Origin of the sequence: Runella sp., assembly GCF_965279615.1 — a bacterium.
Lineage (GTDB): Bacteria > Bacteroidota > Bacteroidia > Cytophagales > Spirosomataceae > Runella.
Genome location: NZ_OZ257252.1, coordinates 3233475 through 3247242, shown reverse-complemented (window position 1 = coordinate 3247242; position 13768 = coordinate 3233475). Strand labels below are relative to the sequence as shown.

Annotated in this window: 10 protein-coding genes; 9 read left to right on the top strand and 1 reads right to left on the bottom strand. The window is 44.6% G+C overall.

Going from position 1 to position 13768, the window contains the following annotated elements:
• Position 1 precedes the first annotated feature (1 nt).
• The gene (locus ACQY73_RS13855; protein ID WP_428667015.1) at positions 2–928 is read left to right on the top strand and encodes an alpha/beta hydrolase; all 927 of its coding nucleotides are present in this window, start codon (positions 2–4) and stop codon (positions 926–928) included.
• A gap of 138 nt (positions 929–1066) precedes the next feature.
• Positions 1067–2719, top strand: a complete 1653-nt coding sequence (locus ACQY73_RS13850; protein ID WP_428667012.1) for a glycoside hydrolase family 43 protein — start codon at positions 1067–1069, stop codon at positions 2717–2719.
• A gap of 53 nt (positions 2720–2772) precedes the next feature.
• Here ACQY73_RS13850 and ACQY73_RS13845 read toward each other — a convergent pair whose 3' ends face one another.
• Positions 2773–3663 (bottom strand): AraC family transcriptional regulator, encoded by an 891-nt coding sequence (locus tag ACQY73_RS13845; RefSeq protein ID WP_428667009.1) that lies wholly within the window; start codon positions 3661–3663, stop codon positions 2773–2775.
• A gap of 300 nt (positions 3664–3963) precedes the next feature.
• Here ACQY73_RS13845 and ACQY73_RS13840 point away from each other — a divergent pair, with 300 nt between their 5' ends.
• The 7 genes from ACQY73_RS13840 (at position 3964) to ACQY73_RS13810 (ending at position 13743) form a co-directional block, all read left to right on the top strand.
• Complete coding sequence (locus tag ACQY73_RS13840; protein ID WP_428667005.1) at positions 3964–7002, top strand: SusC/RagA family TonB-linked outer membrane protein; 3039 nt, start codon at positions 3964–3966, stop codon at positions 7000–7002.
• A 24-nt stretch (positions 7003–7026) separates the two neighbouring features.
• Positions 7027–8688 carry a RagB/SusD family nutrient uptake outer membrane protein gene (locus ACQY73_RS13835; RefSeq protein ID WP_428667002.1) on the top strand — a complete coding sequence of 554 codons (1662 nt, stop codon included), beginning with the start codon at positions 7027–7029 and terminating at the stop codon, positions 8686–8688.
• Between the two features lie 14 nt (positions 8689–8702).
• A complete protein-coding gene (locus ACQY73_RS13830; RefSeq protein WP_428666999.1) occupies positions 8703–9953 on the top strand; it encodes a sialidase family protein in 1251 nt (416 codons plus the stop codon).
• A gap of 2 nt (positions 9954–9955) precedes the next feature.
• A complete protein-coding gene (locus tag ACQY73_RS13825; protein ID WP_428666996.1) occupies positions 9956–11032 on the top strand; it encodes a bile acid:sodium symporter family protein in 1077 nt (358 codons plus the stop codon).
• Complete coding sequence (locus ACQY73_RS13820; protein WP_428666993.1) at positions 11029–12126, top strand: phosphotransferase family protein; 1098 nt, start codon at positions 11029–11031, stop codon at positions 12124–12126. Before ACQY73_RS13825 ends, ACQY73_RS13820 begins: the two co-directional genes overlap by 4 nt.
• Positions 12123–12845 carry an HpcH/HpaI aldolase family protein gene (locus ACQY73_RS13815; RefSeq protein WP_428666990.1) on the top strand — a complete coding sequence of 241 codons (723 nt, stop codon included), beginning with the start codon at positions 12123–12125 and terminating at the stop codon, positions 12843–12845. Before ACQY73_RS13820 ends, ACQY73_RS13815 begins: the two co-directional genes overlap by 4 nt.
• 256 nt (positions 12846–13101) lie before the next feature.
• The gene (locus ACQY73_RS13810; RefSeq protein ID WP_428666987.1) at positions 13102–13743 is read left to right on the top strand and encodes an RNA polymerase sigma factor; all 642 of its coding nucleotides are present in this window, start codon (positions 13102–13104) and stop codon (positions 13741–13743) included.
• Positions 13744–13768 lie beyond the last annotated feature (25 nt).

Sequence of the window (13768 nt, the reverse complement as noted above, 5' to 3'; positions counted from 1 at the left end):
AATGAAAAAAGCCTTTATCTTCATTTTTGTCGGCGTACTGTTTTCCCGCTCTCTTAAAGCGCAGGAGTTTATTCCGCTTTGGCCGCAGGGGAAGAAACCTAATTACAATGGTAAAAAGGTAACGGACAGTCTCTACAACGAACGTATTTGGCGAGTGGCTACGCCGGGAATGTATGCTTTTCTGGTAGCCAAAGCAGAGAATACGGGAACGGCGATTTTAATTTGCCCGGGCGGTGGGTACGAGCGCCTTTCTCATTTTTACAATGGATTCAATTTTGCCAAATGGTACAATACATTGGGTGTCAATGTGTTTGTGTTGATCAATCGCCTACCGCATCAGGCAGACCTGATAGATAAGCAAATTGGTCCTGTGCAGGATGCGCAGCGAGCCATTCGTTGGATAAGAGCCAATGCTGCCAAATGGAACATTAAATCCGATAAAATCGGCGTGATGGGCATCAGTGCCGGTGGCCATGTAGCGGCCACCTTGGGAACTCATACAAAAGACGAGTCAGCCATCAAAGACTCGTTGGATAAATTCAGTTTTCACCCCGATTTTATGGTCTTGCTTTCACCCGTGATTACGATGGGTAAAGAAGCACATCCGGGCAGCAAAAAAAACTTTTTGGGAGCTGATACCACCAAAGCCAATATAGTCAACTATTCGGCTGAATTGCAGGTTTCTTCCTTTACGCCTCCTGCCTTTATTGTCCATGCCTCCAACGACAAAACCGTAAAAGTGCAAAATAGCGTCTTGTTTTATCAGGCGTTACTTGCGAAGTCAATTGAAGCCAGTCTGCATATTTTTCCTCAGGGCGGGCATGGTATTCGACTCGACAATAATCCCGGCTCTACTGATCTGTGGCTTGAGTTGTTGGAAGCATGGCTCAAAGAAACGGAGTTTGTAAAACCCATTCCTTTTAAATAATGATAGACTTGGGTATATAATTAGTTACTCTGGACTAATTCGCATTATGTTGTTTGACCCCATCCGGGACGGACGGCCGTCCCGGATGGGGTCAAACAACAGGCGAATCATGTAACAAACTTTTGTAATATTCTTTCAATGACTGTTCTGAAAATTGTGGCAAGTATTTTAGCACTTGCAATCCTTCCGATGGCTGGGGAAGCACAGGAAAAAGCGGCCGTTTCAAAAGTCTGGGTTTCCGATTTAGGAAACGGCACGTATAAAAATCCCGTATTGGACGCTGATTACTCTGACCCGGATGCCTGTCGGGTCGGCAATGATTTTTACATGACCGCTTCCAGTTTTGATGCTATTCCGGGGTTACCCATTTTGCATTCCAAAGATCTGGTGAATTGGACGTTGATCGGTCATGCGCTCAAGCGTCAGCCGCCTTTTGAGCATTTTGAAAAAACGCAGCATGGCAATGGTGTGTGGGCACCGGCTATTCGTTACCATAACAATGAATTCTATATTTATTACCCCGACCCCGATTTTGGTATTTACCTGACCAAAGCCAAAAATCCCGCAGGACCTTGGTCAGAACCTGTGTTGGTGGAAGGCGGCAAAGGGTTGATCGATCCGTGTCCGTTGTGGGATGATAACGGGCAGGTCTATTTGGCTCATGGATGGGCTGGTAGCCGGGCAGGAATCAAAAGCATTCTTACAGTAAAAAAGATGAATGCCGACGGTACAAAAGTGACGAATGAAGGAGTAATCGTGTACGACGGGCACGAAACCGACCCCACCATTGAAGGCCCTAAGTTTTATAAACGCAATGGCTATTATTACCTCTTTGCCCCGGCGGGCGGTGTTTCTACGGGTTGGCAATTGGTGTTGCGTTCTAAAAATATTTACGGGCCTTACGAGCGGAAAGTAGTCATGGATCAAGGCAAAAGCCCAATCAATGGCCCACATCAGGGCGCTTGGGTCAATACCTCGACGGGTGAGGATTGGTTTCTGCATTTTCAGGACAAAGGGGCGTATGGACGGGTAGTACACCTGCAACCGATGAAATGGGTAAATGATTGGCCGGTCATCGGCACAGACAGCGATAACGACGGGAAAGGAGAACCCGTGATTACTTACAAAAAACCGAATGTTGGAAAAATGTATCCTATCGCCACTCCGCCCGAATCCGATGAGTTTGATGCTATGCAATTGGGGCTGCAATGGCAATGGCAGGCCAATCCCAAAGGCGTTTGGCATACTACCAGCAATCAGGGATTTTTACGACTCTATTCCTACAAAGTACCGGAGGACACCAAAAACAGTTGGGATGTTCCGAACATTTTACTTCAAAAGTTTCCAACGGAGTCGTTTATGGCTACCACCAAAGTTTTGTTCAAACCAAATACACGTTTGGAGAATGAAAAGGCGGGCCTTATTGTCATGGGATTGAGTTATGCAGGTTTGGCCCTAAAGAGCAGTAAAGACGGTCTTTCGTTGGTGCATGCGGTTTGTAAAAAAGCAGCAGACGGTAAACCGGAAGAGGAAACGGTAATCACCCGCATCACCCCAAATACGCCGATTTATCTCCGTGTTCAGGTAATCAAAGGTGCCAAGTGTCAATTCAGTTATAGCCTTGATGGGCAGAGTTTTACCAAAGCAGGCGCTGAATTTCAGGCAGAACCGGGACGTTGGATTGGCGCTAAAATGGGGATTTACTGCACCCGCACCACCCAGATCAACGATTCCGGCTATGCAGATTTTGACTGGTTTGGCGTAGAGCCTGTATCGACGAATGAAAAATAACTTCTTAGCTTACAATTTGCAAATTAATGACTCAGATATGATCTAAATCACGGTTAACTCGTTTGCGGAATTTGTACAAAATGGCACTTACGTTTGTACTCAACCGGCGTAAGGCCCGTGATCCGTTTAAAATGCCCGAAGAAATTAGAGCGATTGTTGAAACCACATTCAAAACAAACCGCCTCTGTCGTGATGCTGCTGTCTTCTACCAACATTCGTTGGGCATGACTGATCCGAATCTCTATTAAAAAATCGTGAAAGGTCTTCTTCGTCATCATTTTAAAATACCGACAAAAAGAAGTAACGCTCAGGTTGGCCACCGAAGCAATCTCTTCCAGTGTTAAGTCTTTTTTATAATTGATGAGTGTATAATTGTAGACTTTATTGAGTCGTTCTGTTTCTTCTTTACTGAAATTATATAGAGAGTCTTTCGTTGAGATCGGGTGCATTTCGTCGCTTTCGGAAAGTATTTCCAGCATCAATAAAATCACAACTAATCTTCCCAAGCCGGCCGTTTTGGCAGATTTGAGCATTAAAGGGATAAGTTTTTCGCGCGTAGTTCCCGAAATCACCAACCCTGCTTTTGCCTTATCATATAAACTCAGGATCGTACCCGATTCAGGCTTCTTCAGAAAATCTTTCCCCATAAAGTCAGGCAGAAACTGAACAACGACTGCTTCGGCCGTAACGTTGGGGTCCTGCCTGAAATACTGCTCATTACAGCGCCACATATGAGGTAGATTCTCTCCCAATAAAAGCAGTTCTCCGGCATTAAAATTACTGACATTGTCGCCTACAAACCGCACGCCTTCGCCCCTTACTATATAATGAAGTTCCAATTCCGGATGATAGTGCCACACAGTCCCGAAATTAGGAAGTGTGTGGTGGCGCGATAAGTGAGAACTTAGGATATCTCTGGGCACCAAATAAAATTGAGGTTTCATAGTCAGCTAAACTTTTATTTTAGAGTATACCTACCAACAATTTTACAATAATTATATTTTATCACAAAATACAACAAAAATCGGCGCAGATGCTTCAAGAATTCAATTTATATCGTTTTTGAGGCAATAACGGCTATATAAGATCAGCAATTCACGTAGACGGTAATTTTATAAAAATCCCTCAAATAGTGATATGATAAATTTACATACACAGTGGATAATAAATTGAACGGGGTTTTAGAGGGTTTCGGGGAAATTTGCAATCACATAATGGTTCAAGTATTCTAACCGAATGAAACTATGATAAACCCTCTAAAAACATCAAAAATTTTCTGTAACACTGTATTAATAAGGTTGTTGCAAATTGCCTTCATTGTTATAACTCTACCTTCTTCCGGTGCGTTTGCCAATTCTGCTGCGGCCGACCGGATGATTCGCGGGATGGTAAAAGATGCGGCAAATGACGCACCGCTGCCCGGTGTAAATGTGATCATTAAAGGCACGCAACGAGGAACTACCACCGACGCCAGCGGGAAATACGAACTCAGTATTCCCGAGCAGGACGTTCAATTGGTCGTCAGTTTTGTGGGCTATCTGCCGCAAACGATTGATGTCGGCAACAATTCTACGCTTGATATAACCTTACGCGTTGATCAGAAGGTCCTGGACGAAGTGGTCGTAGTGGGCTACGGAACGCAATCCAGACGCTATGTGACGGGTGCCGTGACAAAAGTGGACATGAAGCAAACCGAGAACCTGCCTAATACAAACATTACGCAATCATTGCGGGGGCGTGTGGCTGGTGTACAATTTACCGATAATGGGCGCCCCGGACAAAACGGCAGCATCTTAGTGCGGGGGCCGCGCTCTTTGAGCGGAGGAAATAATCCGCTCATTGTACTGGATGGTATATTTTTTAATGGCAACCTGTCGGATATCAATCCCACCGATATTGAATCCATGGAAGTGTTGAAGGATGCCAGTGCAGCGGCCATTTATGGTTCAAGAGCCGCCAATGGGGTGCTGCTTATTACTTCCAAAAAGGGAACAACCGAAAAACCCACCATTCGACTCAATATGTTCAGCGGCGTTTCTGATTTTAGTTATAAAGTAAAATTGCTCACCCCCGAACGATACCTTCAAAAAATACTTGACTACCGTCAGGTAGCCGGCCTTACTTATGATCCCGCTCAGATCAAATCGTATTTGCAGCCCTCCGAATTAACAAATTATGAAAACGGCAAAACCATTGACCCTTGGGATTTGGTGTCACAAAACGCGCGAATTAATTCATATGATCTGAATATATCGGGCCGCACGAATACAACAAATTACTATGTTTCGGCTTCTTTGACCAACGAAAAAGGGTTGATATTCAATGACAATCAAAAACGTTTGTCGTTTCGGACCAATATTGAAAATAACTTGGCCAAATGGTTGACTGTCGGTTTTAATGCTACTTATATTCGCCGCGATCTTTCCGGAAAAGAAGCAGATTCGCCCTACAGTGTCAGCCCTTACGGAACGGCATTTTACGAAGATGGAGAGCCTACGCAATGGCTCGTGCCCGAAGATCAGATTTCTAACAATCCCATCAGAAGTGCTTTATTGACCTCTAATGAAGAAATTTATAATAACCTGTTTGCCAACTTCTATGCCCTTTTCAGTATTCCTCAAATTGAGGGATTAGCGTATCGAATCAACTATTCGCCCAATTACAGATGGCAGCACAATTATAATTTTTTCAGACAGGACAAACATTTTGCCGGAAATACCACCACGGCAAGCAAATTTAACCGGGAAGATTTTGACTGGGTGCTTGAAAATATCCTTACCTATAATCACCGATTCAATGCAAATCACGCGCTTGATGCTACGTTATTATACGGCAGAAATCATTTGGGATTTGAATCTACTACATCCAATGCGTCTCAACTTTCTTCGGATGCCTTAGGGTGGAACAATCTGGGATTGGGAGGGATTTTGACCAATACTTCTTCGGCGGGTATATCGGATGGTGTGTCTTCGATGCTGCGACTGAATTACAGATTAAAAGATAAATACCTGCTTACGCTCACCGCTCGTCGGGATGGGAGTTCGGTTTTTGCGGCCAATAATAAATACGCCACATTCCCCTCCGGCGCACTCTCTTGGATTGTTTCCGAAGAAAAATTTATGGAAACGGTTCCCTTCGTTGACATGCTTAAGCTAAGGGTGTCTTACGGAGCGGTTGGTAATCAGGCCATTAGTCCTTACCAATCGTTGAGTTTATCGGCTACTACTCGTTATGTATTTGGCGATGGTGGGGCTTCTTCTCTGGGGGTATATCCGGCATCTATGGCCAACTCGGATCTGAAATGGGAAACGACCTATACCGCTAATGCTGCCGTTGATTTTGAGCTTTTTAAAGGTCGTTTGGGCGGGACTTTCGAAGTGTACAATATGAATACCAAGAATTTGCTCGTCGAACGTTCATTACCTACCATGACCGGTTACAATTCGGTTTGGACAAATTTGGGTGCTACCAACAACAAAGGGTTTGAAATTACACTTAATTCAACCAACCTTAGAAAAGGTAAATTTGAATGGAACACTAACATTGTTCTTTCAACGAACAAAAATAAGATCGTGCACCTATACCAATCCGATACCAATGGTGACGGAGTGGAAGACGACGATCTTGGTAATAAATGGTTTATCGGCCAGCCGATGAATGTTGCCTATGACTATGTTTTTGATGGTATTTATCAACAGGGAGATGAGATTCCCTCCGGTTTTAAACCGGGATACGTGCGCCTGAAAGACCTGAATGGAGACGGAAAAGTAACCGCCGCCAACGACCGAACGATCATCGGACAGATGGGACAACCCAAAGTCAGATGGGGAATAACGAATACTTTCAGTTATAACAATTTCTCCCTCTCTATCTTCATTAATGCCATGCAAGGGTGGATTTCTACCTTAAATGAACTTGATATTGAATACTTCCTGTCCGGTTCGGGCAATTATCCTAACCGTCCGGTTAACCGCCTTGATGCCGGTTGGTGGACTCCGGAGAATAAATCTACCACACGTCCGTCTTTAGGGTATCCCAATCCTTACTTGCACAATTATTACCTAAGCCGAAATTTCATACGGATTCAGGATGTGTCTTTGGGATACGATGTGCCGAAAGCCGTTTTAAATAAGGCAAAACTGGCCAATGCAAGGGTGTTTGCCAGTGCCAAAAACCTGGCAACGTTTACTGATTGGTTGGGCACTGACCCCGAAAGCGGTGGAACGGCAAAAGGATTCCCTATGCCCAGAAGTTTGACACTCGGATTGAATATTGGATTTTAAACCATCGAAAGCGATAAAAACAGTATGAAAAATATAGTAAATTCTACCCTCAAAACGTACAAAGTATCTTTGCTACTGATCATCTCTTTGTGCGGTGCTTTCACCTCTTGCGAGGATAACTTTTTGGATGAAAAACCCTTGGCCTCCCTAAGTTCAGAAATTGTACTGACTTCAAAAACGGGCTTTGAGAGTTACATCACGGCTTTACACATGTCGGCGCGGGAAGAACTCGGGAAATTCGACTCATTCGGGTGGTACATCAATCAGCAAATGGGTACCGATATTGCGTGCAGTGGTGAAAATGCAGCGGCTAATTTTCGCAACTACGATACCTATCTAAACCCGGCCACATTGTGCGTTCAGCGCTATTGGGATTGGGCTTATTCGGATATGCTTTTGAAAGCCAACACGATCATTGTCTACGCCAATAAACCCGAATTGAGTAAGATTTGGGCCAACGAGGCGGAGAAAAATGCTATCATTGCCGAAGCCTGTTTTTTCAGAGCCTATACGCATAATTTTTTGGCAAATCTATACGGTGGCGTTCCTGTCGTGGATACGATCTACTCAGGTCCGAAAACTGATTTTGTGCGAAATACCCGCGCTGAAGTGTATGAATCAGCCAGAAAAGACTTGGAATTTGCCTCTAAATGGTTGCCGGCTACCGTTGCGAAAGCCAACGAAGGACGAGTGGTGAAAGCGGCTGCTGACCATTTATTGTCAGAGGTTTATATCAGTTTAAAACAATACGACAAAGCCGTGGCCAGTGCTTCGTTGGTCATTGACTCCGGCCTCTACAAGCTGATGACCACGCGTTTTGGAGCTGAAAAAGACCTGCCCGGTGATGTCTATTCGGATCTGTTTAAGGATGGAAATCAAAACCGAAGTTCAGGAAACCTGGAATCCATTTTTAATTGGCAGTTTGAAGATCAGACGCCCGGAGGGCAAGGCGGCAACAGCGGCAACTATTTGCTTCGCGCTTGGGCACCATTTTATATCAATGTAAAAGATCCCGATGGCAAGCCCGGTATGGTGATCGTCGATAGTTTAGGCCGGGGAGTGGGTTGGGTACGACCCACAAACTATTTCCTGTATAATCTTTGGGGCAATAACTGGTCAAATGACATCCGTAATTCAGTGCATAACATTCGCCGCGATCATTATTACACCAACCCGGCGTCTGCTTATTTCCGAAAAATGGTTGCCAAAAGCCATTACGCAAATTTGGACACTTTTCAGATGCTTTACCCAACACTTAGAAAAGTAGAAGGGAAAGTGGGAAAATCAGGTAATAATACCACCGGTCGTACCTTTAAAGATGTGATGGTGTTTCGTTTGGCCGAAACCTATTTGCTTCGTGCTGAGGCCTATATGTACAAAAACGATTTGGTGAAAGCGGCCGCAGATATCAATAAAGTACGCGAACGGGCGCAGGCAAAACCCGTTGTACCGGCCCAAGTTGATCTGGATTACATTTTGGACGAAAGAGCACGGGAATTGATTACGGAAGAACCTCGCCACCGAACCTTGGTACGTACCGGAAAACTGGTGGAAAGAGTACGAAAATACAATATGCGTGCGGATACCAGAGCGACCATTCAGGATAAACATGCTTTCTGGCCCATTCCACAAACCGCCATTGACGCCAATTTCAGCAAGAAATTAGAACAAAATCCGGGATATTAATTACGTAAAGGGATATGATAAAAAAGACGATTTTTCTCCATAACAACCATTGGACTTTCGGTATCCTTGCATTGGTGTTTTCATTTTTGGGAACACAGACCGCACAGACACAACAAAACAAAACCGGTGATCCGGCGTTAGTTCCACCCAAAATCAATACTTCGCCGCTTCCTCTTTATGACTATGACAAGTTAGATTATGGAATGACGATTGGTATTGAACGTACACCCAAAGGACGTATTTGGGCCTGTTGGGTAGCGGGCGGAGATAACGATGATGCTTTTTTTGTGCTTAATTCCAGCGATGACGACGGGAAAAACTGGTCCAAACCACGAATGGTGATCGACCCGCATGATCCTTCGTTGAAAGAAAAAAGAAGAACCGTTGTGGGATGCCTTTGGCTTGATCCGGGCGGCAAGCTTTGGCTGTTCTTTGACCAATCCATGACCATGTTTGACGGCCGTGACGGTAATTGGTACACCACCTGCCAAAACCCGGACGCGGCCAATCCTGTATGGTCTGCGCCGGTCAGGTTTTCCGATGGATGTACGCTGAACAAACCCATTGTGTTAAAAGATGGTACGTGGCTTTTGCCGGTATCATTGTGGGATAGAACAAAGATCAAAGAAGCGTACAAAGAAGCATTTCATGAACTGGATGAGCTACGAATGGCTAACGTCTATACTTCTAATGATCAGGGTAAGACGTGGACCCGTCGGGGAGGGGTGCGCTATCCACAGGCTCAGTTTGATGAGCACCATGTCGTTGAACGTAAAGACGGGACGCTTTGGATGACCGCTCGCACGGTTGGCGGTATGTGGGAAAGCGTTTCTAACGATCAAGGCAAAACGTGGTCGGAGCCGCAAAAATACATGGAACATATTGGCTCCCGACACGTGATGCGTCGTTTGCAATCGGGAAATATACTCTTTGTGCGTCATGGAGCGATCAATGAAAAAACCAAATTTCGATCGAAGCTTACGGCGTATATCTCCGAAGACGAAGGCAAAACCTGGAAGGGTGGACTGATGCTGGACGAGCGTCGCGGACTTTCCTATCCCGATGGTTTTCAAGCGCCTGACGGCACCATTTATGTTTCCTACGATCATAATCGGGATTTTGACGGTGAAATTTTAATGGCCCGTTTTACCGAAAAAGACATTCTGGACGGAAAATTTGGCGGAAAAAAATCAAAGGCAAAGATTCTGATCAGCAGACCGTTGGGGCTTGATAAACTCATTGCTCCTTCCGAAATAAGCAAATAAATATGACCCCATATAAACTTTTGGCTTTCCTTTCGGGGGTGTGCTTTCTTGTGGCCTTATACTTGGTTTTTTCGGGAAACGTGGTGTCATCGGGCCCTTTTTTTATCAGCTTTTTTCTTTTACTGGGAATCAGTTTCAGAGGGGTTGAGGCACTCAAAGGCTTTACGTATACTGTCATGATTCTTGCCGCTGTGACTACGGCGCTGTTTTATCCGCACTATTTTCAGGAATGGAATGGCTTTAAATTTACCGGATTGATCACGCCGCTGATTCAATTGATCATGTTTGGCATGGGAACATCCATGAGTTTTGAGGATTTTGTCGGCGTGGTTAAAATGCCCAAAGGAGTTTTCATCGGCGTAACCAGTCATTTTATCATTATGCCTTTGCTCGGATTTACCCTTGCGAGTTTGAGTCCTTTAGAACCTGAAATTGCGGCGGGAATTATCCTTATCGGTTGCTCGCCCAATGGAATGGCGTCCAATGTTATCTCCTATTTGGCCAAAGCCAATTTGGCGCTCTCTGTCACCATTACGGCCATTTCTACCATGCTTTCCCCTTTCATTACTCCTTTGTTAATGAAACTTCTGGCCGGAGCGTTGGTCGAAATTGACGTCTTGCATATGATGTGGGATATTATGAAAATGGTCATTTTACCCATTGGTGCGGGACTGCTTTTTAATCATTTTTTCAGTGGAAAAATGAAATGGCTCGACGAAGCCATGCCGCTGGTTTCCATGTTCGGCATTGGGTTTTCCATTGTCGTCATCACGGCGGCGGGCAGAGACAGCCTTCTGACCATTGGCCCTGTTTTATTGGTCTTGGTGTTGATACACAACCTGTCAGGCTATTTTCTGGGGTATTGGTCGGCGCGATTATGGAAGATGAATGAGCGTGATTGCCGTACGATTGCCATTGAAGTAGGTATGCAGAACGGCGGCTTGGCTTCCGGAATAGCCAAAGAAATGGGCAAAATTGCAACCATTGGCCTTGCGCCGGCCATATTCGGGCCATTAATGAACGTGACCGGTTCACTTTTGGCCTCGTGGTGGCACAAGAAAACTCCAAACAACCCATGATGACAAATCGACAAAGTATTTACTACTGGAAGTGTGATCGTCCTTCGGCCTTTTTTGCGCTGAAAGATCAGGAAGAAACCATGGAATCATCCATGGTAGAGGCATTGCTGCGGCCTGTGTTGGTAAAGCATTTTGGCAGCAACGTCATTGCAATTCAGCCGGGCAACGGACAGGGGAATCATTTGACCTATGTAGTCGAATACAATGCTGTAAAGCGATTTATCAGATTGGAAAATGGGCCTGAAGGGGATGATTTTATGGAGATCGAGGCGCGGGTATTAACAGAAATAAAGGCATTAGGAATTCCTTCTCCGGCGGTGTACGCTGTAGATGCCACCCGCAAAGAAGTACCCTTTGCCTATCAGGTGCTTGAATACCTGAACTATCCTGATTTGAATAAACTGTATAAAGAAGGTAGCCTGAACCTGCCGCTGGTAGCTTGGAAAATCGGTCAAAATGTAGCCAAATGGCAGGCGATCAAATCGGAAGGGTTCGGCCCTTTTGACCCTTCTCTGTTAAGAAAAGAAGGACGGCTTATGGGGCTTCATCAAAATTATCGGGATTATTTTCTCTTAAACTGGAAAAAACACCTTGATTTTCTGGTCTTAAAAAAATTTCTGACAGCTTCTGAATCAGCCGAAATTCAACAATTGGTCACAAAAAACGATGCGTATTTGGAAATTGGACAGGGTTGCTTGGTGCATAAAGACTTGGCGTTGTGGAATATTTTAGGAGAATCGGAAGAAATAAAAGCGTTCATTGATTGGGACGATACCATTTCCGGCGACCCGACAGATGATTTATCTTTAATTGCCTGTTTTCATTCGGGCGAAGTTGTTAATGCAGTTTTGGAAGGATATAAAACGGTGAAAGAGTTGCCGGCTGATTTTCTGCCGCGCTTCTGGTTGCACTTGCTCCGAAACATGATCGTAAAAGCAGTAATCCGTGTAGGAGCTGACTATTTTGATCGCCAATCTGACTTCTTTCTCATTGGTTCGGGCTCTACCGGGGCATCCTTGAAAACGTTTACACGGCAACGGATAAAAACCGCATGCCTTGGTTTGGAGAACAAAAGACAACTGAAAGATCTATGATTAACAATTCGGATTCCGGACCACTTGGCACAGGAACTTGGCTGTCTATCGGTTCGCCTATCATTGCCGAACTGGCTTCTGAGTGTGGCTTTGATTGGCTGTTGTTGGATATGGAGCACGGTTGCATGACGGAGGCAACAGTGTTGGCAAATTTGCAGGCCGCCAAACGGGAAGGAATCAAACTCATTGTGCGCGTTGGAAGTTTGGATACGGCGCTGATCGCCAGAGTATTGGATTGGGGCGCTTCGGGCATTATGTTACCGCACGTATCTACTGCCGAGCAGGCAGAAGCGTGTGTAAAAGCAATGAATTATCCACCCAAAGGTACACGCGGCTATTCGAGTTCGTCGCGGGTATTCAACTATGGCCTTAACGTTCAACAAAATCAACTGCTTTTTATTCCTCAAATAGAAGACTGCGAAGGCGTTCAAAACGCTGAAAATATTGCCGCCGTAGACGGTGTAAATGTTCTTTTTATCGGCCCGGCTGATCTTAAATTAGACCTTTCAACGCGCCCCTCACACGAATCCATTTCGTATGAAAAAGCAATTCAGCAAGTAAGTGCAGCAGCAAAAAAATACCAAAAACAGGCCGGTATTTTGGTAAGAAACCCTGACGATTTACCCAAATTGAAAGAATATGGATTTACTTGTCTGGCCATAGGCTCTGACCTTGGATTTATCAGAGAGGGCTTTATAACAGTAAAAAAGTTGGAGTGAGTTAAAGTATATATTAAAAGTGTTGTTGAACCAAAAAGGCAACTCTCACATGGGAGTTGCTTTTTTGGTTTTGCTCAGAACTAATCTTGATTTCTGACCAAAGAATCGCTACTGACCGATATAAGCCAATGACCAACAGAACTGATTGAGCAAGTACGTTAAAGAATGACAAATGTGCAGACAGAAGTTTCTCCAAAGCCAAAAAATCAGTTGAAAATTTGAAAAAGCCAATTTGTTTATAAAATAATGTTATAATTTGCCGGTCGAAATTCTTTTTCAGGCATTTACAAAACCCGATTTTACGTTGGCAACTTTCATGGTCTCGGACGAACTGCTCTGGAAAAACCTCCGGGAAGGTCATGAGCTTTCCTTTTCAGAATTGTTTGAGCGCTATTATCGCCTGTTGGTAAACTACGGTAATTCGTTGATGTCGCATTCCGAACGGGTACAGGATTGTGTTCAGGATGTTTTTGTGGATATTTGGCTGTACCGCCATTCACTTCAGGAAACTGTGGTAGTCAAAGCGTATTTGCTGTCGAGTGTTCGTAAACGCATTGCCCGCCTGCACGAGCGCGATGCTGTTTTCAGAAAAACAACCTCGTTGGAGCATGTTGAATTTTCCATGGACTTTTCCATCGAAGACCAACTCATCGCCGACGAAGAAACCGCCATCAAAGTAAATCAGCTCAATCATTTGATCAACTCATTGCCGCCGCGCCAAAAAGAAGCGCTTTATCTTCGCTATCATCACGGACTCAGTATTGAGCAGATCGCCGAGATGCTCAACATTAATTATCAGTCAGTTACCAATCTGCTTCATCGCGCTATCGTACACCTTCGCAAAGAATGGAAGGGTGATCTGGCGCTGTTTTTTTTACTGTTTTCGGAAATAATCTAAATTTTTCAAAAAAAAGTTAAACGAA